Origin of the sequence: Streptomyces sp. HSG2 (assembly GCF_016598575.1) — a bacterium.
Classification (GTDB): domain Bacteria; phylum Actinomycetota; class Actinomycetes; order Streptomycetales; family Streptomycetaceae; genus Streptomyces.
Genome location: NZ_CP066801.1, coordinates 3,658,045 through 3,683,646, shown reverse-complemented (window position 1 = coordinate 3,683,646; position 25,602 = coordinate 3,658,045). Strand labels below are relative to the sequence as shown.

At 72.0% G+C, this 25,602-nt stretch carries 22 protein-coding genes, 4 pseudogenes and 1 CRISPR repeat array; of the genes and pseudogenes, 13 read left to right on the top strand and 13 right to left on the bottom strand.

Going from position 1 to position 25,602, the window contains the following annotated elements; translation table 11 throughout:
* Nucleotides 1–193: 193 nt before the first annotated feature.
* Nucleotides 194–3,127 (bottom strand): CRISPR-associated helicase Cas3', encoded by a 2,934-nt coding sequence (cas3, locus tag JEK78_RS15880; RefSeq protein ID WP_200259784.1) that lies wholly within the window; start codon nt 3,125–3,127, stop codon nt 194–196.
* 131 nt (nt 3,128–3,258) lie between these two features.
* Nucleotides 3,259–4,201: direct repeats of the CRISPR family, unit length 28 nt; unit sequence GTCGTCCCCGCGCCTGCGGGGGTTGCTC.
* Nucleotides 4,202–4,310: 109 nt separating this feature from the next.
* Between cas3 and JEK78_RS15875 the strand changes: the two are divergent.
* The 7 genes and pseudogenes from JEK78_RS15875 to JEK78_RS15855 all read left to right on the top strand — a co-directional run.
* Nucleotides 4,311–4,832, top strand: a pseudogene (locus JEK78_RS15875) (IS5 family transposase); the annotation flags it as partial.
* 235 nt (nt 4,833–5,067) lie between these two features.
* Complete coding sequence (locus tag JEK78_RS15870) at nt 5,068–6,294, top strand: IS4 family transposase (protein ID WP_200259781.1); 1,227 nt, start codon at nt 5,068–5,070, stop codon at nt 6,292–6,294.
* Nucleotides 6,295–6,354: 60 nt separating this feature from the next.
* Nucleotides 6,355–7,374: a transposase gene (locus JEK78_RS23435; RefSeq protein WP_242483419.1), complete on the top strand. Its 1,020-nt coding sequence runs from the start codon at nt 6,355–6,357 to the stop codon at nt 7,372–7,374.
* Nucleotides 7,257–8,096 (top strand): transposase, encoded by an 840-nt coding sequence (locus JEK78_RS15865; RefSeq protein WP_242483416.1) that lies wholly within the window; start codon nt 7,257–7,259, stop codon nt 8,094–8,096. The genes JEK78_RS23435 and JEK78_RS15865 overlap by 118 nt, the downstream gene beginning before the upstream one ends.
* 11 nt (nt 8,097–8,107) lie before the next feature.
* A complete protein-coding gene (locus tag JEK78_RS23690) occupies nt 8,108–8,239 on the top strand; it encodes a hypothetical protein (RefSeq protein ID WP_277953074.1) in 132 nt (43 codons plus the stop codon).
* 17 nt (nt 8,240–8,256) lie between these two features.
* Nucleotides 8,257–8,544, top strand: a pseudogene (locus JEK78_RS15860) (restriction endonuclease); the annotation flags it as partial.
* A complete protein-coding gene (locus JEK78_RS15855; RefSeq protein ID WP_200259775.1) occupies nt 8,541–8,684 on the top strand; it encodes a hypothetical protein in 144 nt (47 codons plus the stop codon). The pseudogene JEK78_RS15860 and the gene JEK78_RS15855, both read left to right, overlap by 4 nt.
* Before the next feature lie 41 nt (nt 8,685–8,725).
* Here JEK78_RS15855 and JEK78_RS15850 read toward each other — a convergent pair whose 3' ends face one another.
* Both JEK78_RS15850 and JEK78_RS15845 read right to left on the bottom strand, forming a co-directional pair.
* Nucleotides 8,726–9,148, bottom strand: a complete 423-nt coding sequence (locus tag JEK78_RS15850; protein WP_200259772.1) for a hypothetical protein — start codon at nt 9,146–9,148, stop codon at nt 8,726–8,728.
* Entirely contained in the window at nt 9,145–9,975 is an 831-nt protein-coding gene (locus JEK78_RS15845) for an IS5 family transposase (protein ID WP_200259770.1), read from the bottom strand. The genes JEK78_RS15850 and JEK78_RS15845 overlap by 4 nt, the downstream gene beginning before the upstream one ends.
* A gap of 106 nt (nt 9,976–10,081) precedes the next feature.
* Here JEK78_RS15845 and JEK78_RS15840 point away from each other — a divergent pair, with 106 nt between their 5' ends.
* Nucleotides 10,082–10,396, top strand: a complete 315-nt coding sequence (locus JEK78_RS15840; RefSeq protein ID WP_200259767.1) for a hypothetical protein — start codon at nt 10,082–10,084, stop codon at nt 10,394–10,396.
* A 199-nt stretch (nt 10,397–10,595) separates the two neighbouring features.
* Here the strand turns inward: JEK78_RS15840 and JEK78_RS15835 are convergent, their stop codons facing one another.
* Nucleotides 10,596–11,654, bottom strand: coding sequence for a PfkB family carbohydrate kinase (locus JEK78_RS15835; RefSeq protein ID WP_242483418.1), 1,059 nt, complete (start codon nt 11,652–11,654; stop codon nt 10,596–10,598).
* 553 nt (nt 11,655–12,207) lie between these two features.
* On the opposite strand from JEK78_RS15835, the gene JEK78_RS15830 reads away from it, so the two are divergent.
* Nucleotides 12,208–13,560, top strand: a complete 1,353-nt coding sequence (locus JEK78_RS15830; protein WP_200259761.1) for an MFS transporter — start codon at nt 12,208–12,210, stop codon at nt 13,558–13,560.
* Between the two features lie 181 nt (nt 13,561–13,741).
* On the opposite strand, the gene JEK78_RS15825 is transcribed toward JEK78_RS15830, so the two are convergent.
* A complete protein-coding gene (locus JEK78_RS15825; RefSeq protein WP_200259758.1) occupies nt 13,742–14,734 on the bottom strand; it encodes an adenosine deaminase in 993 nt (330 codons plus the stop codon).
* Between the two features lie 117 nt (nt 14,735–14,851).
* Nucleotides 14,852–15,382: pseudogene (locus tag JEK78_RS15820) on the bottom strand (MBL fold metallo-hydrolase); the annotation flags it as partial.
* Nucleotides 15,383–15,495: 113 nt separating this feature from the next.
* Here JEK78_RS15820 and JEK78_RS15815 point away from each other — a divergent pair.
* On the top strand, nt 15,496–16,515 hold the full coding sequence (locus tag JEK78_RS15815; protein WP_242483417.1) for a transposase: 1,020 nt from the start codon (nt 15,496–15,498) through the stop codon (nt 16,513–16,515).
* Nucleotides 16,398–17,237 (top strand): transposase, encoded by an 840-nt coding sequence (locus JEK78_RS23430; protein ID WP_242483416.1) that lies wholly within the window; start codon nt 16,398–16,400, stop codon nt 17,235–17,237. Before JEK78_RS15815 ends, JEK78_RS23430 begins: the two co-directional genes overlap by 118 nt.
* 30 nt (nt 17,238–17,267) lie before the next feature.
* Here the strand turns inward: JEK78_RS23430 and JEK78_RS15810 are convergent.
* The 6 genes and pseudogenes from JEK78_RS15810 to hrcA all read right to left on the bottom strand — a co-directional run.
* A pseudogene (locus tag JEK78_RS15810) lies at nt 17,268–17,639 on the bottom strand (MBL fold metallo-hydrolase); the annotation flags it as partial.
* A gap of 6 nt (nt 17,640–17,645) precedes the next feature.
* Complete coding sequence (locus JEK78_RS15805; protein WP_200259752.1) at nt 17,646–17,999, bottom strand: histidine triad nucleotide-binding protein; 354 nt, start codon at nt 17,997–17,999, stop codon at nt 17,646–17,648.
* A 240-nt stretch (nt 18,000–18,239) separates the two neighbouring features.
* Entirely contained in the window at nt 18,240–18,989 is a 750-nt protein-coding gene (locus JEK78_RS15800; protein ID WP_200259749.1) for a 16S rRNA (uracil(1498)-N(3))-methyltransferase, read from the bottom strand.
* Nucleotides 18,986–20,068: a nitronate monooxygenase gene (locus tag JEK78_RS15795; protein WP_200259746.1), complete on the bottom strand. Its 1,083-nt coding sequence runs from the start codon at nt 20,066–20,068 to the stop codon at nt 18,986–18,988. The genes JEK78_RS15800 and JEK78_RS15795 overlap by 4 nt, the downstream gene beginning before the upstream one ends.
* A 230-nt stretch (nt 20,069–20,298) precedes the next feature.
* A complete protein-coding gene (gene dnaJ / locus JEK78_RS15790) occupies nt 20,299–21,435 on the bottom strand; it encodes a molecular chaperone DnaJ (protein WP_200259742.1) in 1,137 nt (378 codons plus the stop codon).
* A complete protein-coding gene (gene hrcA, locus JEK78_RS15785; RefSeq protein WP_200259739.1) occupies nt 21,436–22,452 on the bottom strand; it encodes a heat-inducible transcriptional repressor HrcA in 1,017 nt (338 codons plus the stop codon).
* Nucleotides 22,453–22,613: 161 nt separating this feature from the next.
* On the opposite strand from hrcA, the gene JEK78_RS15780 reads away from it, so the two are divergent.
* Together JEK78_RS15780 and JEK78_RS15775 are read left to right on the top strand one after the other, a co-directional pair.
* Entirely contained in the window at nt 22,614–23,345 is a 732-nt protein-coding gene (locus JEK78_RS15780; RefSeq protein ID WP_200259736.1) for an MBL fold metallo-hydrolase, read from the top strand.
* A gap of 34 nt (nt 23,346–23,379) precedes the next feature.
* Nucleotides 23,380–24,189, top strand: a complete 810-nt coding sequence (locus JEK78_RS15775) for a DUF3097 domain-containing protein (protein WP_200259733.1) — start codon at nt 23,380–23,382, stop codon at nt 24,187–24,189.
* 96 nt (nt 24,190–24,285) lie between these two features.
* Here the strand turns inward: JEK78_RS15775 and hemW are convergent, their stop codons facing one another.
* On the bottom strand, nt 24,286–25,518 hold the full coding sequence (hemW, locus tag JEK78_RS15770) for a radical SAM family heme chaperone HemW (protein WP_200259730.1): 1,233 nt from the start codon (nt 25,516–25,518) through the stop codon (nt 24,286–24,288).
* Between the last annotated feature and the right edge of the window lie 84 nt (nt 25,519–25,602).

The window sequence follows — 25,602 nt, the reverse complement described above, 5'->3', positions numbered from 1 at the left end:
TGATCGAGGAAACTCGGTCCGAATGACCGACCGGCGCACTTCATCGTGGCAGGCAGCGGGTACCCTGCGCACGGCTCGTGGAGCCGGAGCCTCCCCGAGGACGGGGGTGTTCCCGCTTGGTGTTTCGCTCAGGACGAGAAGCCGTCCCCGCAGGCGCGGGGTGTGGCGGTCCCGGCCCGGCTCCACAGCCGAATCACCGCGCCTCTCGCTCGATGACCAGCCCGAGCTCGTCGTGGTACGACACCCGGTCCGCTCCCAGCAGCCTCATGCCGTCCTCCTCCAGTACGAGCGCCGGGCGGTATCGGAGCCAGGGCCGGCCGGCCCATCCCGGAAGCGGGCTCAGCTCAGCCTGGGCGGCGTCCGTGAGACGCGGGGGAAGCCGGACGGTGCCGCCCATCAGCCGGTCGGTCACCTCGTCGTCGTCCACCTCGCCGTGCACTCCGAGCCAGGTTCCGTCGACGGCCCGGTAGCCCCCGGAGATCCGCCGGACGATGACCACTTCGACGGGCGGGTCACCGTCACGGACGACGGCATCGAGCTGCCTCTCGGACGCGGCGCGGCTGCCGGCGTAATGGAGTCCCTCCAGCGTCGGGAAGGCCCACTCCCGCCGACGGCACAGCAGGTACTCCTCGGCGTTCTTCTCCCGCTTCCGTTCCTTCGCCTGCCACTGCTCCCAAGCACCGGCCTCGTTCCACTCCGCCGGGCAGATCTCGGCGTTCCCGTAGGCATGCGCCACGAGCCCTGGCACGTCCGCGGGAATGCTCCAACCCGATGACGCCTCGCCCGCTTCCCCGGCCGCGAGCGGGCCCGCGGCCCGCGTGACCAGGGCCGCCGCCCGCAGTAGCGACCACTCTCCGTAGATCCGCTCCGAGGCACGCAGAAACCGCGGTGTCCCGTCCCGGCCGGGCGCCACACCACTGACCAGCACGCGGGGCACCCGGTGTGCGACCGGGCGACGAGTACCGGTGTGCCGGTGCAGCCGGCCGATGCGCTGGAGGAGGAGGTCGGTGGGCGCCAAGTCGGTGATCAGCACGTCGGCATCCACGTCGAAGGATTGCTCGGCAAGCTGAGTGGCAATCACGACCATGCGCTCCGGTCGGTCCTCACCGGCCTGCGGCCCCATCAGCCGCAGACACTCCGCCGTCCGGTCCGCGCGGTGGGCGGCGCACAGGCGCGCGTGCAGAAGATGCAGTGCACCGTCGAAGCCTCCGTCCCGGAGATCGCGGTAGATGGCCTGGGCCCGGTCGACTTGGTTGACCACCACCAGGGCGACCCCTCCGTCGGCGACGGACTTCCGCACGGCCACGGCGACCCGCTTACCTTCAGGGTCCGTATCGGGCAGCCAGGCCAGCCGCACGGGCGCCGACTCGCGCCAAGACCGCACCGCCTCCCGAGACGTCCCGGCCACCGCCCGGCCGTCGACACCGTAGGCCACCGTGACGCACGGGTACCCGGCCGGCTCCGGCACGGGCTGGTGCACGTCCGCCGTGCCGAGTACGCCGGACAGGTAGGCGTCGACGAACAGCTGCCGCTGAGCGGGCGGCAGCGTCGCCGACAGCAGCACCACGGGAACACCCGCCTGCCCCAACCAGCGCAGCGCCTCGACGAGGAACTGTCGCATGTAGACGTCGGCGGCGTGAACCTCGTCCACGACGACGACCTTCCCGGCCAGCCCCGCGAACCGGAGCATGACGTGCCGGGTACGGGTCGCCGCGTGCAGCAGATGGTCGACCGTTCCGACCGCGAACGCGGTGAGCAGGCCGCGCTTGTCCCCCAGGAACCAGTACGCCGGACCGTCCGCCCGGAGGTCGGCGGCCCGGTCCGTCGAAGGATCAGCGGGCACCACGCCGTAATCGGCGTCCTCATCGATCGCGCCGAAATCGTCGTCGGCCATGTCCGCAGCGCCGAGGCCGCTCCCGTCCTCGCATCCGCACTCATCGCCGTCCGGGCGCGGCTTCCCATCCCAGATGGTCCGCCACCAGGCGTTGAACCGCCGACGGCCGTGCAGGAGCGCGACCTGCGACTCGAGTTCCGGGCCGAAGGTGCGCACCCACCGCAGCACCTGGTCGTACATCGGATCGCTCGTCGCCTGAGTCGGCATCGCCACGAACACCCCGTCGAGGCCGAACCTCGCAGCCAGAATCTCGGCGGCCGCGAACGCCGCCTTCGTCTTACCCTCGCCCATCGGGGCCTCGGCCACCAACAGCCCCGGCGCCGGCATCGACCAGGCTCGTTCCACCAGCTCCCTCTGCGACGCCCGCGGCCGCACGCCCAAGCGGTGGGTCAGCGGGTCCAGCGGATGCTCCGGCAAGCGGAGATCCCGCCAGCCTCCACGCAGACGCAGCCGTTCCCAGGCCACCTCGGCACGGTTTCGCGCACCGTCGAAGGAGATCAGGCCGGCGTCCGCCAGACCGGGAAACCGGCTACTGTCGCTGGCGATCCAGTCCGCCATCACGATCAGGCCCGACAACGCCAACTGCTCGGCCTTCCGCAGGGAGCCCACCGGCCGCGCGGCCGCCAAGTCCTCGAAGCCGACGGCGCGCGTGAAGACGTCCACGACCACCCGCTGGGCTTCCTCCCAAGCGGCGCCCCGGCCCTGGGCCCCTCGCGGTGGCCTGAGAGCAGCGGCCGACGGAAACGTCCCGTGGTGCCCGGCGACCAGCGGCCATACCCACCCGGCGGCCTCTTCGTCACCCCACTGGGCGACCATCTGCGGCATCAGCAGCACGGCTCCGGCCACGTCATGACGCCACCGCTTCCGCCGGTCCGTCGGCAGACGCCCCCACGTCAGCCCCGCCGCCAGCACCCGCGCGGCCTCAGCGGCATCCATGGCCTGGAACGCGGGGCACGCCTTCCCGCAGTCGTGAATGCCGCACACCCACATGAACCACAACCGCCCCCGGCCACCACTGATCTCGTCCAGCCGCCGCCGGAACGCCGGCGACACATACCTGTCCCACATCACCCCCGCCACAGCAGCCGTGTCCAGCAGATGCCCCAGCAGCAGATGCGTTCGTCCGCCGTTACGCGCGGCTGACTTCCCCCACAGCCGCGACACCCGCTCGACGGCCTCCGGCGACAGACCCATCGCCTTCATCAACTCGACGATCGAAGTCCCACGATCCACGAAACCCCCCAAATCCAACGTCCCGGCACCATAGGCTCTACCACTGACATCGCCTGGGGCGAAAACAACAGAGCTGAACCCAGGTAAATGAAAAGCACGGCTCTTGGCAGCGTCACTGCAGGTCAAGAAGTGTCGTCCCCGCGCCTGCGGGGGTTGCTCCTTGCGGCCTTTGCCGCGGTTGGCGTTGGCGATGTCGTCCCCGCGCCTGCGGGGGTTGCTCCGCTGGACTCGTCGACCGAACCGGCCGCACCCAGTCGTCCCCGCGCCTGCGGGGGTTGCTCGCCGGAGGACGTCGACGACTTGCCCATGGTCGCGTCGTCCCCGCGCCTGCGGGGGTTGCTCCCAGGTGCCGCCGGAGTGGCGTCAGCCGGGCATGTCGTCCCCGCGCCTGCGGGGGTTGCTCCGCCTGAAACACGCTGTGCGGTCGTCTCCCGCTGTCGTCCCCGCGCCTGCGGGGGTTGCTCCACCTCCGCCGCCCTCCCCGTACGCACCCGACCGTCGTCCCCGCGCCTGCGGGGGTTGCTCGGCGAGACAGGAAACGTTGCGTTGACGAGCGTAGTCGTCCCCGCGCCTGCGGGGGTTGCTCCCGCGTGAGGAGATTCGGTGCGATGAGCTTGTGGTCGTCCCCGCGCCTGCGGGGGTTGCTCGGTGTTCTTCGTGGATTCAGGGCCGGATCTTCCGTCGTCCCCGCGCCTGCGGGGGTTGCTCGGTGTCGGCCCGTCGGACATGGCGCGCTGGACGGTCGTCCCCGCGCCTGCGGGGGTTGCTCTCCGATGTCGCGGGAGGCGCGGTTCGGGATGTTGTCGTCCCCGCGCCTGCGGGGGTTGCTCGGGGTACCGCCCGCCACCGGGAACCGCCACCGGGTCGTCCCCGCGCCTGCGGGGGTTGCTCCATATGTCGCCGGATCCGGCTTTGGCCGACGCGGTCGTCCCCGCGCCTGCGGGGGTTGCTCCCCGGGTCGGGCCGACCCCCCGGGGCGCTCCCAGTCGTCCCCGCGCCTGCGGGGGTTGCTCCTGCGGGAACGCCACGGTCACGGGTGTCGGTGTGTCGTCCCCGCGCCTGCGGGGGTTGCTCGCCATTCAGAGTGCGAGATGTGGCGTTTTGTCGGTCTTGTCATCGCTCGATGGTGTGACGTTGGGGCATCGTTGCCGGTCAGGCGTTCGGGGTTCGCTTGGGTTGTGGCATGAGCATGCGCAAGCCGTACCCGAGTGATCTCACCGATGAGCAGTGGGAGCTCGTCGAACCCGTGATCACGGCGTGGAAGGCCCGGCATCCGTCGGTCAGCGGGCATCAGGGGAAGTACGCGATGCGGGAGATCGTGAACGCCATCCTCTACCAGAATCGCACGGGGTGTCAGTGGGAGTTCCTGCCCCACGACATGCCCCCGCCCGGAGCGGTGAAGTACTACTTCTACCTCTGGCGCGACGAGGGCACCGACCAGGACATTCACGACCTGCTGCGCTGGCATCTGCGAGAGAAGCGGAAACGATTAGCCGACCCGAGCCTGGTGATCCTGGACACGCAGAGCATCCACGCCGCAGTCGGTGTCCCGGCCACGACGACCGGCAAGGACGCCGCGAAAAGGGTGCCGGGGAGGAAGAGATGCCTGGCCGTGGACGTACTGGGCCTGGTCGTGGACTGCGTCGTCCTGCCCGCCTCCGCGCACGAGAACACCGCCGGCATCGCCCTGCTGGACGGTGTCGCCGGGCAGTGCGACACCGTGGCCAAAGCCCAAGGCCGTGAAGTTACGGTCCGGGCTGGGTTGTCGATAGGGCTGTGATCTGCGGGTTCGGGAGACGCAAGAAGCGGAGCCCCGGTAGAACTGGCAGTCGACCAAGACAACCGTTCACTCACCGGAGGCTCCGCTGTCCGGACAGTCTGCCATCACGCGTGTCGTCAAGGTGGCCGAAGGACTCTATGCCCCGGGTCACTTAGGTGAGTTGACCCGGATCGTTCCGTTCGAGCTGGTCGATGCCGTGCTTGTCGAGTGCGGAACGGTCCAGCAACGGCTGCGGAAACTGCCCGCGCGGGTCATCGTCTACCTGCTGCTGGCCGCAGCCCTGTTCGAGGACTGCGGCTATCGCGAGGTATGGCGCAAGCTCACCGGCGCCCTGGTGGGGCTGCCCCTGGTGAAAGTGACCGCGACCGCGCTGTGGCACGCCCGCTGCCGGCTCGGCGTGCGCCCGGTGCGAGCCCTGTTCGACGTCCTGCGCGGACCCGTCTCCGCGATCCGTACGACCGGAGCACGCTGGAAGGGCCTGCTCGTCGTCGCGATCGACGGTACCCACCTGGACGTCGCCGACGACGAAGCGGTCCGCGCCAAGCTGGGCAAGGGGTCCAACCAGTACACCGCCGCCTCGGGATACCCGCAGGTCATGCTGGTGGCCCTGGTCGCCTGCGGCACCCGCGCGGTCATCGACGCGGTCTTCGGGCCCCGCAAGCCCGGCGAGTCCGTCCTGGGCCGCCGCCTGGCACGCTCCCTGACCAACGACATGATCGTCCTGCTGGACCGGGGATTCTCCTCCAATCCGTTCCTGACGACCGTCGCCGGCGCCGGAGCGGACTTCCTCGCCCGTCTCTCCTCGGGACGCAAGCCGCCCGTCCTGGCCGTCTTTGCGGACGGCTCGTTCCTGTCCAGGATCGGTGACATCGAGGTCCGCGTCATCATCTGCGAGATCACCATCGCCACCAGCGCGGGCCGCCGCACCGGCGCCTACCGGCTGGCCACCACGCTCCTTGACCATCGCACCCACCCGGCATTCGACCTGGTCAGGCTCTATCACGAGCGCTGGGAAGTGGAATCGGCCTACTTCGAGATCAAGAAATCGATGCTCGGCCGACGCGTCCTGCGCTCTCGGACCTGGCCCGGCATCGCCCAGGAGATCTACGCTCTCCTGACCGCCTACCAGGTGATCCGGATCGCCATAGCCGACGCTGCCCAGGCATCCGGCGCCGATCCCGACCGATGCAGCTTCTCCATCGCCCTGAACACCGCCCGTGACCAGATCGTCCAGGCTCAAGGCGTGATCGCCGACACCGTCATCGACCTCGTCGGCGCGATCGGGCACGCGGTCCTGGGCACTCTCATGCCCGCCCGGCGAATCCGCCTCGGCCCCCGCGACTCTGTTGCGCATTTTGCTGCGGGGTCCTCGTCGGGTCGGGGATGATCGTTCCGTTGGGTCCTGCCGGGTTGTTGCGGGGCCCGGGGAGGACGGTGCTCGGTGTCGATGCGGCCGCAGGGGTTACCAGAGGTTCCGGAGTTGACGGCGGCGGTGGCCGCGGTGGTGTTCCCGGACGGCTCGCTGGCGATGCGGGTTCGGGAGGAGTTGGCGGGGGTGTTCGCGGACGAGCCGTTCGCGGAGGCGTTCGGTGCGCGCGGGCCGGCGGGATTGTCGCCGGGGATGCTGGCGCTGGTCACGGTGTTGCAGTTCGCGGAGAACCTGACCGACCGGCAGGCCGCGGAGGCGGTGCGTGAGCGCCTGTCGTGGAAGTACGCGCTGGGACTGGAGTTGACCGACACCGGTTTCGACTTCACGGTGCTGGCGAGGTTCCGGGCTCGGCTGGTCGAGCACGGCATGGAGCGCTTGGTCTTCGACCGGCTGCTGGAGCACTGCCGCGGCAAGGGCCTGGTCGGCGCGGGCGGGAAACAGCGCACGGACTCCACGCACGTGATCAGTGCGGTGCGGGACCTGAACCGTCTGGAGCTGGCCGGGGAGAGCGTGCGCGCGGTGCTGGAGGCGCTGGCCGGTGCGGCGCCGTCCTGGCTGGCGGGCCGGTTCGGGGCTGAGCGGGTCGCCGAGTGGGAGCTGCGGTATGCGGCCCGCGTGGATTCCTGGCGGCTGCCGTCGTCGAAGACCAGGCGGGACCGGCTCGCCGAGGTCTACGGGCAGGACGCGCTCGTGCTGCTGCGCGCCGTGCGCGAGCCGGATGCCCCCGCTTGGCTGCGCGAAGTGGAGCCGGTGGAGTTGCTGCGGCGGATCTTCGTGCAGACCTACCACGTCACCTGCAACGCCCGGGACGGGAGGTGGTCAGGAAGCGGGAGGCCGACAGTGACGGCGTCCCGCCCGGACAACTGCGGCTCGCCTCGCCCTACGACGCGGATGCCCGCTGGTCGGCGAAGGGAGACGAGCTGTTCTGGTGCGGCTACAAGGTCCACCTCACCGAGACCTGCGACAACGACAACGGCACTGACGGTGCGGGCGGCACTGACGGCACCGCTCCCGCCGCGGCCGGCGCCCCGCACCTGATCACGGACGTGGCCACCACCGCCTCGACCGCGCCGGACGTGACTGCCACCGCCGCCATCCAGCACCGCCTGGCCGAACGCCAGGTCAAGCCGGGCGAGCACTACCTCGACTCCGGCTACCCCTCCGCCGACCTCGTCACCGACGCGGCCCGCGACGGCATCACCATGATCACCCCGCTCCTCGGCGACCACTCCCGCCAGGCACGGGAGGCCGAGGGCTTCGACAAGGCCGCGTTCCGGATCGACTGGAACACCCGCCAGGTGACCTGCCCCGAGGGCAGCACCAGCACCGGCTGGTATCCCGTGCAACAGCACGGCCGCGACGCCATCGTGATCGCCTTCGCCGGCGGTGACTGCCGCCCCTGCCCCTCCCGCGAGCGGTGCACCGCTGCCGTCCGCGGCAATCGCATGCTCACCCTGCGGCCCCGCGAGGTCCACGAGCACGTCACCGCCGCCCGCGCCGAGCAGAAGAGCGACACCTGGCAGGCCAAGTACGCCCTGCGTGCAGGTGTCGAGGGCACCATCAACCAGGCCCTCGACGTCACCGGGATGCGCCGGGCCCGCTACCGCGGCCTGCCCAAGGTCACCCTCCAACACGCCTTCTCCGCCACCGCGATCAACATCATCCGGCTCGACGCCCACTGGGCCAGCCGCCAGCCCCACCGCACCAGACGATCCTGGACAAGCCGCCTGTCCCGCCTCGTCTACCAACTCGCCGCGTAGCACCAGCCAAAATGCGCAACAGAGTCCCCCGCGCGGTCAAACGGCCCTTGTCCCGATACGCCTACAAGAGCATCAAGGTCGACCGCCACACGTACAAGGCCACCATCAGCATCGACATCTTGACGTCGGCTCCCGAACCCTAACTTCACGGCCTTGGGCCAAAGCCCTGGTCGACCAGGGCTTCAAGAAGAAGGTCGTCGATCACGGCAAGAACGTGGGCATCGACGTCGAGATCGTCGAGCGCAACCCGGCCGGCAAGGGCTTCGTCGTGCAGGCCAAGCGGTGGATCGTGGAGCAGACGAACGGGATCCTGATGTTCTACCGCCGTCTCGTACGCGACTACGAACACCGGCCCGCCTCCTCCCGATCCCGCGTCTTCTGGGCGATGACCTCCGTGATGAGCCGCCGACTCACCGGAGCCACCCTCGCTTCCTGGAGGACCACGTGAGCGAGAACCCACAGGTCAAAGCCATCCTGGAACACATCGAAACCCGCGAGCGTGAACTAGCCGACCAGGCCGGGCAGTTCCGGGACCGCATCGAGGAGCTCAGAGTGCGGAACGTGAGCTCTTGTCCGTTTCGTGATTGAGGGTTGGGGAAGGACCGCTGGTCGTGGGTTCGGGGTGGCCTTCAGGTCTCGGGGCGGGTGAACAAGCCGGGTTCAGGTTCGACGAGGATGCCGCGGCTGACCAGGCGTTTCAGTTTGGAGCGGATGCCTTCGGTGTTCTTCGGGAGGGTCGGCAGGTCGAGGGCCTGGCAGAGGTCGCGGGCGCGCATCGGTCGGCCCTCGTCGGCCAGGGCGGTGAGGATCTGCTGGTAGGCGGGGTGGTCCGGGATGTCGGGGCGGTCCGGCTCAGTGGCGGGTGTGGGCAGTGGGAGAGCGAGGAGGGTCTTGCGGGTGATGCGCAGGTTCTCGCTCTCCGCGTCGATCTCGCCGAGCCGCACTCTGAGCTCCTCGATGCGGTCCCGGAACTGCCCGGCCTGGTCGGCTAGTTCACGCTCGCGGGTTTCGATGTGTTCCAGGATGGCTTTGACCTGTGGGTTCTCGCTCACGTGGTCCTCCAGGAAGCGAGGGTGGCTCCGGTGAGTCGGCGGCTCATCACGGAGGTCATCGCCCAGAAGACGCGGGATCGGGAGGAGGCGGGCCGGTGTTCGTAGTCGCGTACGAGACGGCGGTAGAACATCAGGATCCCGTTCGTCTGCTCCACGATCCACCGCTTGGCCTGCACGACGAAGCCCTTGCCGGCCGGGTTGCGCTCGACGATCTCGACGTCGATGCCCACGTTCTTGCCGTGATCGACGACCTTCTTCTTGAAGCCCTGGTCGACCAGGGCTTTGGCCACGGTGTCGCACTGCCCGGCGACACCGTCCAGCAGGGCGATGCCGGCGGTGTTCTCGTGCGCGGAGGCGGGCAGGACGACGCAGTCCACGACCAGGCCCAGTACGTCCACGGCCAGGCATCTCTTCCTCCCCGGCACCCTTTTCGCGGCGTCCTTGCCGGTCGTCGTGGCCGGGACGCCGACTGCGGCGTGGATGCTCTGCGTGTCCAGGATCACCAGGCTCGGGTCGGCTAATCGTTTCCGCTTCTCTCGCAGATGCCAGCGCAGCAGGTCGTGAATGTCCTGGTCGGTGCCCTCGTCGCGCCAGAGGTAGAAGTAGTACTTCACCGCTCCGGGCGGGGGCATGTCGTGGGGCAGGAACTCCCACTGACACCCCGTGCGATTCTGGTAGAGGATGGCGTTCACGATCTCCCGCATCGCGTACTTCCCCTGATGCCCGCTGACCGACGGATGCCGGGCCTTCCACGCCGTGATCACGGGTTCGACGAGCTCCCACTGCTCATCGGTGAGATCACTCGGGTACGGCTTGCGCATGCTCATGCCACAACCCAAGCGAACCCCGAACGCCTGACCGGCAACGATGCCCCAACGTCACACCATCGAGCGATGACAAGACCGACAGAACGCCACATACCGCACTCTCAGAGTGCGGCTCGGCGAGATCGACGCGGAGAGCGAGAACCTGCGCATCACCCGCAAGACCCTCCTCGCTCTCCCACTGCCCACACCCGCCACTGAGCCGGACCGCCCCGACATCCCGGACCACCCCGCCTACCAGCAGATCCTCACCGCCCTGGCCGACGAGGGCCGACCGATGCGCGCCCGCGACCTCTGCCAGGCCCTCGACCTGCCGACCCTCCCGAAGAACACCGAAGGCATCCGCTCCAAACTGAAACGCCTGGTCAGCCGCGGCATCCTCGTCGAACCTGAACCCGGCTTGTTCACCCGCCCCGAGACCTGAAGGCCACCCCGAACCCACGACCAGCGGTCCTTCCCCAACCCTCAATCACGAAACGGACAAGAGCTCACGTTCCGCACTCTGAGACCCGGGCCTTGGCGGGGGCGGCTCGGTCTCCGCTCCCGACGCCCCGCCGGCCCGCCGCCCCGACGCCGCTGCCGACACGGGCCGCGGCGTCCTCCGCCGGGCCCGCCCGACGTGGTCAGCGCGGCGGTCGGAAGCCGATGGTCGGCACGGCCCGGCGCAGCGGCCACGGCCGGATCGGCTCCCGGGGCACGAGGTCGGCGAGAAAGGCGTACCTGCGCAGCGGGGACGGGTCCTGGTGCCGCACTTCGCGCACCGTCCGCCACCAGGCGGCGATCTCGCACCACCCCGGTGCCGACAGCGAGCCGCCGAACTCCTGGACGGACAGCGCGGCGGTCAGCCCCGCGAAGGCGAGCCGGTCGGCCAACGGCCAGCCGGCGAGCGTGCCGGTCACGAAACCGGCCACGAAGACGTCTCCCGCGCCCGTCGGATCCAGCGCCTCGACATCGATCGCGGGCACCTCGGCGGTCTCCCCGGTGCGCCGATCCACGGCGTAGGCGCCCTGGGCGCCCAGGGTCACGACGGCGACGGGCACGTGGTCGGTAAGGGCGTGCGCCGCGGCGCGCGGGGAGTCGGTCCGGGTGTAGCGCATGGCCTCCTCGGCGTTGGGGAGAAATGCCTCGCAGCGGTCGAGGTCCTCCAGGGAGGCGAGGTCCCAGGCTCCGGTCTCGTCCCAGCCGACGTCGGCGAAGAGGCGGGTCCCCCGCGCGGCGGCCCGGGCGATCCACGGGGCGGGGTGCCCCGGCGCGAGGGAGGCGACGGCGGCCCGGGCCGGCGGCGGGCCGGCGGGGGCCGGCCGCTCGGGCGGCTCGTGGCCGTGGGAGACCATGGTGCGCTCGCCCTCGTACGCCATGGACACCGTCACCGGCGAATGCCAGCCGGGCACGGTGCGGGACAGGCTCAGGTCGATTCCCTCTCCCCGGGCGAGGGAATCCCGGCAGTGGTCCCCGTAGTGGTCGTCGCCGAAGGCGCCGGCAAGCGAGGTGCGCAGCCCCAGTCTGGCCAGTGCGACCGCCAGGTTCGCCACGCCGCCCGGGCTCGACCCCATCCCCTTGGCCCAGGACTCGCTCCCCCGGAGCGGCGCGGAGTCGAGGCCGGTGAAGACGATGTCGAGGAAGACCGCTCCGGTGAGGTGGACATCGTGGTGCGGGTCCCCCGGGGCGCGCAGGCGGGCCAGCGGATCGACCTGCGCGGTGGGTCTCGGCGCGTGACGACGGGAAGCGGGCGGCGAGGCCGCGCTCTGAGGGGGCTCTGGGGACGCTGTCACGGTGCGCTCCCTGTCGCGGGTGGGACACGGGGCGGGTGAGGCCAGTGTGCACCACGGTGCCGTGCCCCCGCCCGGCCCGCGCCGGGAGGCAGGGCGGCCTCGACCCCGGCCGCCCCTCCCCCGCGCGCCGCACACCGCTGTCCGGGCCCGCCGGCACACCACGCGGGGAGGCGCGCGAGGCGACCTCACGGCAGGTCCCGACGCAAGGGAGCCCGAGGCTGCTACCCCAGTAGTTCATACCGAAACCACATGTGATTCACATCACATGAATTGTCCTCGTCGGTCGCTCCTCCCCCTTGATACAAATTGGCCCCGTGCTCGCCTCGGTCCACGACCGACGCCCTCGGCCCGCCGCACCCCCCTGCCCCACCGCGCCCCTCGCACCTCGCACCTGCCACACACCGCCTCTCCGGCGAACCTCTCGCCGTACCGCCCCCTGCCCCGCCACGCCCTGGGAACGCCCGTGTTCGCCCCCCGCACCGCCTCCTGGCCTCTCGTCGCCCTCTTCACCGCCGGCTACCTCGCTCCCTACCTGCTGCCCACGACGGTCGGCAGGCTGGACACCGACCTGGCACTGACCCCCACTCAGGCGGGGGCCGTCGGCAGCGCCCTGCTGCTGAGTGCGGCCGGCGCGGGCTTCCTCCTGGCCACCCGGGTCGAGCGCACCGGACCCCGACGGCTGGCCAGGATCGGCCTCTCCCTGGCGGTTCTCGGCTACGGAACCGCCGCACTGACCACGGCCGTGCCGGCCGTCGTGGTCGGGGCGGTGGTCGGCGGCTTCGGCTCCGGCACCGCGACGACGGTCGCCGCCACCCGCATCGCCGCGGAGCGGGATGCCCACCGGACGTCCACCCTCGGCCTGCTCACCGTTTCCGCCCTGGCCGGCCTGGTCTACCTCGTCGTGCCCCGCCTCGGGCCCGGCCACGGCACCCCGATGGCCGCGATCGCCCTGACGGCGTCGGTGGTCTGGCCGCTGACCGGCCGCCTTCCGGCCGGGACGGGGCACGGCAGGCCGCCGGGCGAGCACGCACCCCGCCGCTCACCACTCGTCCGCCGGCGCGCCGGAGTGGTGCTGGCGGCGGCGATGGCCTGCTGGGCTCTGGCACAGAACTCCCTCTGGGGCGTCAGCGGCCGGATCGGGCTGGACCAGGCGGGCCTCGGGGAGGCGGCGCTGGGCGCGGTGCTGGCGGTGGCCCTCGGGGCCGGTCTCCTCGGGGTGCTCGCGGCGGGTGTGCTCGGCTCCCGGCTGGGGCGTGCGATCCCGATCGGCGGTGGCACGGTCGTGATCGCCGGGTGTGTCGCGCTGACCGCCTCCTCCACCGGCCCGGTGACGTTCGCCGCCGGCGAGATCGCGTGGAACGCCCTGTACCCGGTGGTGCTGTCGTACCTGATCGGCCTGGCCGCCTCGCTCGACCCGCGCGGACGGTGGGCGGTGCTCGTGGGGTCGGCGGCCTCCCTGGGAGCCGCCGCCGGACCGCTGGCCGGGGGCGTGTTGTCCGCCCGGGCCGGCTTCCCGCTGATGGGCCTCGTCCTGAGCCTCCTTCTCCTCCTGGCGGCGCTGCCGATGACCGCGGTGGCGCTGTCCGCCGGCGGACGCCCGCTGTTGGCCGGAGCGATCCGACGACGCGGGGGACACCCGGCCGCCGTCGTCGCCGGGGCCACCGGCACCCCGAGCGGCGCCGTACCCGAGGTCGGCGCGCCGGAACAACCGGTGGTCGTCATCCCGGTCGACCCGGCCAAGGCCCCGGTCCGGGGCGACTACGGGACCGCGGGGCCCCGCCAAGCGGCCACCAACCCCGGCTCGTCGGCCTCCTGACCGCGGGCGGGGAGACGGTCCGCTTCGCGGGGAACGCCCGCCGGTCGATCGCGACCGGCCGGAAGCCGCGCCTGCCGAGGAGGGGCACCCGCGCCCGCACCGCGCGGCGGGAACCCGTCCGAGCCCCCGCCCGACCGGTGGCGGCAGGCGGGAATCCCCGGCCTGCCGGCCGCGGAGGAGGTCAGGGGAAGACGTATCCCTCCACCTCGGCCACATAGCGGGACCTGCGTTCCTCGTCGTCGTCGAGGAACGCGGCCTCGAAGGAGTTCCGGGCGAGTTCCCGCAGCCGCTCGGGGGACAACGCCAGGGCGTCGCGGACCGCGTCGAAGGCGTCCTGGACATAGCCGCCGAAATACGCGGGGTCGTCCGAGTTGACCGTGCACATCAGCCCGGCGTCCATCATCGCGGGCAACGGATGATCCGCGAGGGTGTCCACGGTCCGCAGGCGCACGTTGGAGAGGGGGCACAGGGTCAGCGGAACCCGGTCTCGTACCAGCCGCTCCACCAGCGCCGGGTCCTCCAGGCAGCGCAACCCGTGGTCGACGCGTTCGACGCCGAGCGCGTCGAGGGCCTCGGTGACGTACTCCGGAGGGCCCTCCTCCCCCGCGTGCGCGACCCGCCGCAGGCCGAGGTCGGCGGCGGCCAGGAACACCTCGCGGAACGGCCCCGGCGGATGGCCCACCTCGGCGGAGTCCAGTCCGACACCGGTGATCCGGTCCAGGTACGGTCGCGCCTCGTCGAGCGTCCTCATGGCGGACTCCACACTCTCGTCGCGGAGGAAGCACATGATGAGACGGGTGGAGACGCCGTGGTCGCGCTCGGCTCTGCCCAACGCCCGCCAGAGCCCTTCCACCACCGTGCCCATCGCGACGCCGCGCGACAGGTGCGCCTGGGGATCGAAGAAGATCTCCGCGTGCCGCACCCCCTGCGCCGCGGCGCGGGCCAGGTAGGCGTCGGCCAGTTCGGTGAAGTCCCGCTCGGTGCGCAGGACGGACATCAGCGCGTAGTACAGATCCAGGAAGGAGCCGAGGTCGCCGAACCGGTAGGCGGCGCGCAGGGCGGCGGCGTCGGGGTAGGGAAGCGGCACACCGTTGCGCGCGGCGAACTCGAAGGCCGGCTCGGGCTCCAGGGTGCCTTCGATGTGGACGTGCAGTTCGGCTTTGGGCAGAGGCATCCGGGCATCGTACGAGGTCCGGCGTCGGTCGCCTCGCAGGGGTCCCGTCCGGGGACGCTCCGGCGCCGGGCGGCCGGGGCGAGGAGGGCCCGCGTGGCACGGCAGGCCCGTCCCGCCTCAGCGACGCGGCGGGACGGCGACCCGGAGCAGATCCCGTGCCACGGTCAACTCGCCGTCGAAACCGGCGGCCCGGGCCTGCCGTCCGAACTCCGCCGGATCGGGATAGCGCTGACTGAAGTGGGTGAGGACCAGGTGACGCACGCCCGCCTCGCGGGCCACGCGACCGGCCTGTCCGGCCGTCAGATGTCCGTACTCGACGGCCTGCCGCTCGTCCTCGTCGAGGAAGGTGGACTCGATGGCCAGCAGGTCGCACCCCTCGGCGAGCGCGTACACCCCGTCGCACAGCCGGGTGTCCATGACGAACGCGAACCGCTGGCCGGGGCGCGGCTCGGCGACGTCCTCCAGACGGACGGCGCCCAACCGTCCTTGGCTCTGGAGGCGACCGACGTCGGCCCCCCGAATCCCGTGGGCGGCGAGCCGCTCGGGCAGCATGCGGTGACCGTCGGGCTCGGTGAGGCGGTAGCCGTAGGACTCGACGGGATGGGAGAGTCGGTGGGCCCGCAGGGTGTAGGCCGGAGTTTGCGCCAACACGCGACTCTGTTGCGCATTTTGCTGCGGGGTGCTCGTCGGGTCGGGGATGATCGTTCCGTTGGGTCCTGCCGGGTTGTTGCGGGGCCCGGGGAGGACGGTGCTCGGTGTCGATGCGGCCGCAGGGGTTACCAGAGGTTCCGGAGTTGACGGCGGCGGTGGCCGCGGTGGTGTTCCCGGACGGCTCGCTGGCGATGCGGGTTCGGGAGGAGTTGGCGGGGGTGTTCGCGGACGAGCCGTTCGCGGAGGCGTTCGGTGCGCGCGGGCCGGCGGGATTGTCGCCGGGGATGCTGGCGCTGGTCACGGTGTTGCAGTTCGCGGAGAACCTGACCGACCGGCAGGCCGCGGAGGCGGTGCGTGAGCGCCTGTCGTGGAAGTACGCGCTGGGACTGGAGTTGACCGACACCGGTTTCGACTTCACGGTGCTGGCGAGGTTCCGGGCTCGGCTGGTCGAGCACGGCATGGAGCGCTTGGTCTTCGACCGGCTGCTGGAGCACTGCCGCGGCAAGGGCCTGGTCGGCGCGGGCGGGAAACAGCGCACGGACTCCACGCACGTGATCAGTGCGGTGCGGGACCTGAACCGTCTGGAGCTGGCCGGGGAGAGCGTGCGCGCGGTGCTGGAGGCGCTGGCCGGTGCGGCGCCGTCCTGGCTGGCGGGCCGGTTCGGGGCTGAGCGGGTCGCCGAGTGGGAGCTGCGGTATGCGGCCCGCGTGGATTCCTGGCGGCTGCCGTCGTCGAAGACCAGGCGGGACCGGCTCGCCGAGGTCTACGGGCAGGACGCGCTCGTGCTGCTGCGCGCCGTGCGCGAGCCGGATGCCCCGCTTGGCTGCGCGAAGTGGAGCCGGTGGAGTTGCTGCGGCGGATCTTCGTGCAGACCTACCACGTCACCTGCAACGCCCGGGGACGGGAGGTGGTCAGGAAGCGGGAGGCCGACAGTGACGGCGTCCCGCCCGGACAACTGCGGCTCGCCTCGCCCTACGACGCGGATGCCCGCTGGTCGGCGAAGGGAGACGAGCTGTTCTGGTGCGGCTACAAGGTCCACCTCACCGAGACCTGCGACAACGACAACGGCACTGACGGTGCGGGCGGCACTGACGGCACCGCTCCCGCCGCGGCCGGCGCCCCGCACCTGATCACGGACGTGGCCACCACCGCCTCGACCGCGCCGGACGTGACTGCCACCGCCGCCATCCAGCACCGCCTGGCCGAACGCCAGGTCAAGCCGGGCGAGCACTACCTCGACTCCGGCTACCCCTCCGCCGACCTCGTCACCGACGCGGCCCGCGACGGCATCACCATGATCACCCCGCTCCTCGGCGACCACTCCCGCCAGGCACGGGAGGCCGAGGGCTTCGACAAGGCCGCGTTCCGGATCGACTGGAACACCCGCCAGGTGACCTGCCCCGAGGGCAGCACCAGCACCGGCTGGTATCCCGTGCAACAGCACGGCCGCGACGCCATCGTGATCGCCTTCGCCGGCGGTGACTGCCGCCCCTGCCCCTCCCGCGAGCGGTGCACCGCTGCCGTCCGCGGCAATCGCATGCTCACCCTGCGGCCCCGCGAGGTCCACGAGCACGTCACCGCCGCCCGCGCCGAGCAGAAGAGCGACACCTGGCAGGCCAAGTACGCCCTGCGTGCAGGTGTCGAGGGCACCATCAACCAGGCCCTCGACGTCACCGGGATGCGCCGGGCCCGCTACCGCGGCCTGCCCAAGGTCACCCTCCAACACGCCTTCTCCGCCACCGCGATCAACATCATCCGGCTCGACGCCCACTGGGCCAGCCGCCAGCCCCACCGCACCAGACGATCCTGGACAAGCCGCCTGTCCCGCCTCGTCTACCAACTCGCCGCGTAGCACCAGCCAAAATGCGCAACAGAGTCACACGCCGTCGCCGTCGATCGGGGTCTCGGTGAGGTCGACACGCTGGTGGTACGCGCTGGAGTACCGGAGCCGCTCGAAGAAGTGCCGGCCGGACCTCGGGTAGTGGGCGGTGACCGGGTGGTCGACCCGGTCGAGGTTGATCCGCTGGATCACTCCCGGCAGACCGAGGCAATGGTCTCCGTGGAAGTGCGTCACGCAGATCCGGTCGATGTCGTGCGCCGAGACCCCGGCGAGCAGCATCTGCCGCTGTGTTCCCTCACCCGGGTCGAAGAGGATGCCCTGGCCGTCCCAAAGGAGCAGGTGGCCGTTGTGGTTGCGGTGTCGCGTGGGCACCTGACCGGCGGTGCCCAGGACGACGAGTTCGCGGACGGACATCCCGCGCTATCCCGGGGGCCATTGCATGCCACGCCCGCCCAGCACGTGGGCGTGCGCGTGCCAGACGGTCTGACCCGCGCCGCTGCCGGTGTTGAAGACGATGCGGTAGCTGTCCAGTCGCTCCTCGTCCGCCACGGCCCGGGTCTCGCGCAGCACGTCGGCGGCGAGCTCGGGATCGGCGGTGGCCAGCGCGGCGGCGTCCCGGTGGTGCGCCTTCGGGATGACCAGGATGTGCGTGGGGGCCTGCGGGCTGATGTCGCGGAAGGCGACGGTGGTGGCGGTCTCGCGGACGACCGTCGCCGGCACGGCCCGCTCGACGATCTTGCAGAACAGACAGTCGTCTTGCGGTTCCCCTGGCATGGGGCCTCCTCACGCCGATGATCGCTGCCCGGGCATCGTATCGGTCGCGTCGGCGGCGGGACCCGCGCGGGCGGGATCCCGGGAATCGCCGGCGGGCGGCGCCGCGCGGGGTCGTTCCGTCGGCAGTGGCCCGAGGTGCGTCCGGTGCGGTCCGAGGACGCGGCACGCCGCCACCGACCGTCGCACCAGGCCGCGTTCGGTGGCCGACGAGGCCTCGGGGCGCGGGTCGCGAGACGCGGGTCAGCCCCAACGGCCGGTGCGGCCGAGCAGGAGGGCGACCGCGGCGGTGCCGGCCGTCGAGGTGCGCAGGACACTGGGGCCCAGCACGCAACCGCGGGCTCCCGCGCCGGAGAAGATCTCCGTCTCCTCCGGCGAGACCCCGCCTTCGGGGCCCACCACGAGGACGACGGTCCCGTCGCTCGGCAGGTCGACGGTGGCCAGCGGGGTGTCGGCGGCCTCGTGGAGCACGGCCGCGAAGTCGGCTCCCGCGAGCAGCTCCGCCACGCCCTTGGTCGTGGCCGGTTCCCCGATCTCGGGGAACCGGGTCCGCCGGGACTGTTTGCCGGCCTCGCGCGCGGTGGCCCGCCACTTGGCGAGAGCCTTGCGTCCGCGGTCCCCCTGCCACTTGGTGACGCACCGAGAAGCGGTCCAGGGCACGATCGCGTCGACGCCGACCTCGGTCATCGTCTCCACGGCGAGTTCGCCCCGGTCGCCCTTGGGAAGGGCCTGCACGACGACGACCCGGGGCCGCGGCGGGGCCTCGTGTCGCACGGCGGAGAGGGTGTCCAGGATCAGCCGGTCCTTGCCCTCGGTGGCTCCGACCACGCCCTCGGCCCAGTGGCCGCGCCCGTCCGTCAGGACGAGCGTCTCGCCGGGTCGGAGTCGTTTGACGGAGACCGCGTGCCGGCCCTCGGGGCCGTCCAGGACGTAGGGCCGGTCGTGCGGGTCGATCGAGCCCAACGACTCGTCCACGAACACCGGCGCCGTCAACGTCCCGCCTCCTCTTCGAGGTTCCGCACCGCCGAGACGGCGAGCGCGAGTTCGGACATCAGGATCTCCACGAGTTGCCCGGCGGGGAGCCGACGGGCCATTCGGTGCCCCTGCCCCGCCCACAGCGCCATGCCCTGAGAGTCGCCGGCCCGCGCCGCTGCCTTGCGGAGCGGGGCGGTGAGGTGGTGGACCTCGGGGTAGGCGGCCGGTGCGTACGGGCCGTGTTCCCGGACGAAGCGGTTGAGCAGACCACGCGCCGGACGCCCCGAGAAGGCCCGCGTCAGACGGGTCCCGTCGTAGAGGGGGTCGGTCAGGGCCTGCTTGTGCAGGGTGTGGGCACCCGACTCGGGAGCGGCCAGGAAGGCGGTGCCGAGCTGGGCCGCCACGGCGCCGGCGGCCAGCAGGGCGGCTATCTGCGCGCCTCGCATCACCCCTCCCGCCGCGACGATCGGCAGGTCCACCGTCTCGCGGACCTCCGCGACCAGGGAGAGCACACCGACCCCCGCCCCGTCGTGTTCCGGGACGTCCCGGTGGGTGCCCTGGTGACCGCCGGCCTCGACACCCTGCACGACGACGCCGTCCGCCCCGGAGCGCTCCACGGCCCGCGCCTCCTCGGCCGTGGTGGCGGTGACCAGCGTCAGCGTGCCGACCCGTCGCAGGGCGTCCACGACTTCGGCGGTGGGCACGCCGAAGTGGAAGGAGACCACGGGTACCGGGTTCTCGACCAGGACGGCGACCTTGGTGTCGTAGCCGTCGTCCCGGGAGCCGGCGCGGTCGCCGAGCCGGGTGGTGTACCAGCCCGCCTCGCCGGCGAGCTGCTGGGCGTAGAGGTCCACGGCGGAGGCGTCCGGAGTGTCGCGCGGGGGCACGAAGAGGTTGACCCCGAAGGGTCGGCGGGTCAACCCGCGCAGTTGCTTGATCTCCTCGTACACGCCGTCGGCGGTCTTGTATCCGCCCGCCAGGAACCCCAGTCCGCCCGCCTCGCAGACCGCCGCGGCGAGTCGGGGGAGGGAGACGCCCCCCGCCATCGGGGCCTGCACGATCGGACAGGGGAAGAGATCGGTCAGTGCGCGCGACATGACGGCATGGTGCCATGCCCCCCGCACAAGCCGGAATCCGGTCTTCCCGACACGCGCCGGCGGCGTCTACGCCCGTCGAACGCCGACCGCGGCGATGCCACCCCGTGCTCGCCGGACGGCGAGGAGACCCGGTGGCGCACCGAATCCCTCGGCACTCGAAGCGGCCGATCCGGGGGGCAGGGCACAGGCCGCCGGCCCGTCGGTCGGGCGGCCTGTGCCGGGCCGGCGGCTCAGCGCCCGTTGAAGGCGTCCTTCAGCCGGGAGAACAACCCCTGCTGACCGGGCTGGAACTGTCCCTGGGGCCGCTCCTCGCCGCGGAGTTCGGAGAGTTCGCGCAGCAGGCGCTCCTGCTCGGGGTCGAGCTTGGTCGGCGTGGTGACCTCGACGTGCACGATGAGATCGCCTCGGCCGCCGCCCCGCAGGTGGGTGACGCCCCTGCCGTGCAGCGGGATCGACTGCCCCGACTGAGTGCCGGGTCTGATGTCGATCTCCTCCATGCCGTCCAGCGTCTCCAACGGCACCTTGGTGCCCAGGGCCGCCGCGGTCATCGGGATGGTGACCGTGCAGTGCAGGTCGTCACCGCGGCGCTGGAAGACCGAGTGCGGCAGCTCGTGGATCTCGACGTAGAGGTCGCCCGCCGGGCCGCCGCCCGGACCGACCTCACCCTCCCCCGCGAGCTGGATGCGGGTGCCGTTGTCCACGCCGGCCGGGACCTTCACCGTCAGCGTACGGCGGGACCGGACGCGCCCGTCCCCGGCGCACTCCGGGCACGGCGTCGGGACGACGGTGCCGAAGCCCTGGCACTGCGGGCACGGCCGGGAGGTCATGACCTGCCCGAGGAAGGACCGCGTGACCTGGGACACCTCGCCGCGGCCGCGGCACATGTCGCAGGTCTGGGCGGAGGTGCCCGGCGCGGCGCCCTCACCACTGCAGGTGGTGCAGACGATCGCCGTGTCGACCTGGATGTCCTTGGTGGTGCCGAAGGCGGACTCGTCCAGCTCGACGTCGATGCGGATCATGGCGTCCTGACCGCGGCGGGTGCGCGAGCGCGGTCCGCGCTGCGACGCCGTGCCGAAGAAGGCGTCCATGATGTCCGAGAAGTTCCCGAAGCCGCCGCCGCCGAAGCCGCCGGCCCCGGGCCCGCCCGAGCCCGACAGCGGGTCGCCGCCGAGGTCGTAGACCTGCTTCTTCTGCGGGTCCGACAACACCTCGTAGGCGGCGTTGATCTCCTTGAACCGCTCCTGTGTCTTCGGATCGGGGTTGACGTCCGGATGCAGCTCGCGCGCGAGCCGCCGGAAGGCCTTCTTGATCTCGTCCTGCGACGCGTCGCGGCGTACGCCGAGAACGGCGTAGTAGTCCGTGGCCACCTACGACTCCGCCAGGATCTGTCCGACGTACCGTGCCACTGCGCGTACCGCTCCCATCGTTCCCGGGTAATCCATGCGGGTCGGTCCGACCACGCCGAGCTTGGCAACCGCCTCGCCGCCCGAACCGTAGCCCACCGACACGACGGACGTGGAGTTGAGTCCTTCGTGGGCGTTCTCGTGACCGATACGGACGGTCACGCCCGGATCCTGCGCCTCGCCCAGCAGCTTGAGGAGCACCATCTGCTCTTCGAGCGCCTCCAGAACGGGCCGGATCATCAGAGGGAAATCGTGCCCGAAACGGGTGAGATTGGCGGTGCCGCCGATCATCAGCCGTTCCTCGTTCTCCTCGACCAGTGTCTCCAGCAGGGTGGAGAGCACCATGGAGACCGTGCCCCGGTCCTCCGGGTCGAAGGCGTCCGCCAAGTCCTCCACCAGCGTGGGCACGTCGGTGAAGCGCCGTCCCGCCACCCTGCTGTTCAGCCGGGCCCGCAGATCGGCCAACGACGTCTCGCCGAACGGGGCGGGGCAGTCGACCATCCGCTGCTCCACCCGCCCGGTGTCCGTGATCAACACCAGCATCAGGCGAGCGGGAGCCAGCGAGAGCAGCTCGACGTGTCGGACGGTCGAGCGGACCAGCGACGGGTACTGCACGACGGCGACCTGGCGGGTGAGCTGCGCCAGCAGCCGGACCGTGCGGGCCACCACGTCGTCCAGGTCGACGGCGCCCTCCAGGAAGCCCTGGATGGCGCGGCGCTCGGGTGCCGTCATGGGCTTGACGGCCGCGAGCTTGTCGACGAAGAGCCGGTAGCCCTTGTCCGTCGGGATGCGACCCGCGCTGGTGTGGGGCTGCGCGATGAACCCCTCGTCCTCCAACGCCGCCATGTCGTTGCGCACGGTGGCCGGGGAGACGCCGAGGTTGTGCCGCTCGGTGAGGGCCTTGGACCCGACGGGCTCCTCGGTGCCGACGTAGTCCTGGACGATCGCGCGCAGCACCTGCATCCTGCGTTCACTGAGCACCGCGCACACCTCCCGGAGTCCTCGGACCGGATTTCCCCCCTGGCACTCGACGTGTGGGAGTGCCAGGCTTCCCGCCAGTGTACGGCCGGAGACCGCGCCTCGTACAAGGCCCGGCCGGCAGCGCGCTGCCCGTCGGACGTCTTCCCCGCTAGCGTCCCGGTATGACGGTGACTTGGGAAGAGCTGGGCTGGGAGCGGATCGCGCCGGGCGTCGGCCGCTGTCGGCTGCCGGGCTGGGACGCCACGGCGGGGCTGGTCGTGGGGCGGGGGACGGCCCTGCTGATCGACGCCGGGGCGAGTCCGGCGGAGGGGGCTCGGCTGCGCGCCGAGGCACGCGCTCTCGCCGGTGTCGATGTGACGCATCTCGCGCTGACCCACGCCCATTTCGACCATGTTCTCGGGGCGGGCGCCTTCCCCCGGGTCGAGGCGTACGGGGCGAGGGGCATGGCGTCCGCGATGGGCTCCGCGGCCGGTCGGGACACTCTGCGGGCCGACGCGGTGGCCCACGGGCTGGACCCGGCCGAGGCCGCCGAGGCCGTGGCGGCGCCGGGACCCGTTCCGCGTGAGGTGGCGGGCGAGCGCGCGCTCGACCTGGGAGGCGGTCGACGCGCGCTGCTGGTCAGGCTCGGCCCGGCGCACGCGGCGCACGACATGGCGGTCCTGGTCCCGGGCGAGCCGGTGGTGGTGTTCTGCGGGGACCTCGTGGAGGAGTCCGGCCCGCCGCAGGAGGGGCCGGACACCGACCGGGGTCGGTGGCCCGCTGCCTTGGACCGGCTCCTCGCCCTCGGCGGCGACGACGCCCGGTACGTGCCGGGGCACGGCGCCGTGGTCGACGCGGACTTCGTCCGCGCCCAACGGGCCTCCCTGGCCGGGCCGTCCGGCGTGTCGCGGTGATCGCGGCGCCCTGGTTCCTCGTATCGTCATCCGAATGCGCGAGTACTCACCCGATCTGACCCCACCCTGGAAGAGGTCGCGGGCGGCCCCGGAAGTGCCCGTCGAGCCGGGTCTGGTGGTGGAGGACCCCGACTCGGGTTTCTGCGGTGCCGTGATCGGGTGTGAGGCCGGGTCGGTGACCCTGGAGGACCGTCTGGGCAGACGCCGCGTGTTCCCCCTGCGGACCCGCGGCTTCCTCCTGGAAGGCCGGGCGGTGACCTTGGTGCGCCCCCGTTCGGCCCCGCCTCGCGCGGCACGCACCGCTTCCGGATCCGTGGCCGTGCCGGACGCCCCCGCGCGCGTCGCCCGGCCCGGGCGGATCTACGTGGAGGGGCGGCACGACGCCGAGTTGATCGAACGCGTCTGGGGCGACGACCTGCGCGTCGAGGGCATCGTCGTGGAGTTCCTGGAAGGCGTCGACGACCTTCCCCGGATCGTCGACGCCTTCGCCCCGGGACCGGGGGCGCGCCTGGGCGTCCTGGTCGACCACCTCGTGCCCGGTTCGAAGGAGTGGCGGATCGCGCGATCCGTCACCGACCCGCACACGTTGGTCGTCGGCCACCCCTTCGTGGACGTCTGGCAGGCGGTGAAACCGTCGACCCTGGGCATTCCGGGCTGGCCTCGGGTGCCTCGCGACCAGGACTGGAAGACGGGCGTGTGCCAGGCCCTGGGGTGGCCGCGCGAGCCCGGAGCGGCCTGGCGGGCGATCCTGAGCCGAGTGCGGTCGCACAGGGACCTGGAGCCGGAGCTGCTCGGCCGCGTGGAGGAACTGATCGACTTCCTGACCGAGGACGGCCGGTGCTGACCGACGGGGTCGGCGGGTCGTGGCCGGCGCGACCCGCCGCCCCCGTGTCCCCGCATCGACGGCCCGGCGCGGGACCGGTCCCCGCCCATGTGCCGGTCAGTCCACCAGGTCCCGGACGACGGCGTCGGCCAGCAGCCGGCCGCGCAGGGTGAGGACGGCCCGCCCCTCCTCGTACGGCCCGGTGGCCAGCAGCCCGTCCGCGAGGAAGCCGCCGGCCGCCGCCAGGCCGCCCTCCCGCAGCAGGGACAGCGGCACGCCCTCCCGCAACCGCAGTTCCAGCAGGACCCGCTCGACCCGACGGTCCTCCTCGGTCAGGATCTCGCGACCCGCCCCCGGAGACCGCCCGGCCCCCAGCGCGGCGGCGTAGGCACCCGGGTGCTTGACGTTCCACCAACGCACCCCTCCGACGTGGCTGTGGGCCCCCGGACCCGCGCCCCACCAGTCGGCGCCCGTCCAGTACAGCTCGTTGTGGCGGCATCTCCCGGCCCGGGTGGTGGACCAGTTGGACACCTCGTACCAGGCGAAGCCGGCCGCCGAGAGGCGCTCCTCGGCGATCAGGTACCGGTCGGCGTGGACGTCGTCGTCGGTCATGGGGATCTCCCCGCCTCTGACACGTCGGGCGAGCCGAGTACCCTCCTCGACGATCAGGGCGTACGCCGAGACGTGGTCGGGGCCGGCGGCGACGGCCGCGTCGAGGGAGGCCCGCCAGTCGTCGTCGGACTCGCCCGGCGTGCCGTAGATCAGGTCGAGGTTGACGTGGTCGAAACCGGCGGCGCGGGCCTCGGCGACGCAGGCTTCCGGCCGGCCGGGCGTGTGGGTACGGTCCAGGATTCTCAGGACGTGGGGGCGGGCGCTCTGCATCCCGAAGGAGATCCGGTCGAAGCCGCCCGCGCGCAGGGCGGCGAGGTACGCGGGGTCGACGGTCTCCGGATTCGCCTCCGTGGTGATCTCCGCGTCCGGCGCGAGGCCGAACTCCTCGCGCACGGCCCGCACCATCCGCACCAGGTCCTCGGCGGGGAGGAGGGTCGGCGTGCCCCCGCCCACGAACACCGTCCCGACGGGACGCGGGTCGTCTCCGAGCACCTTGCGGGCCAGACGCACCTCCTCGACCAGCGTGTCGGCGTAGGCGTCGCGGGAGGCGAGGACGCCACCGGACCCCCGAAGCTCGGTGGCGGTGTAGGTGTTGAAGTCGCAGTAGCCGCAGCGGGTCGCGCAGTACGGGACGTGCAGGTAGAAGCCGAGGGGACGGTGCGCGGCCCCGGCGAGCGCGGACGCCGGCAGGGCGCCGTCGGCGGGGACGGGGACGCCGTCGGGGAGAGCGGAGGGCATGACGCCCATTGTCCCGCACCCCGGTGCCCCTTCGGCGCGGGAGGGCGCCGCGGGCGCCGGGGCGAGGGACGTGCCACGCCCTCG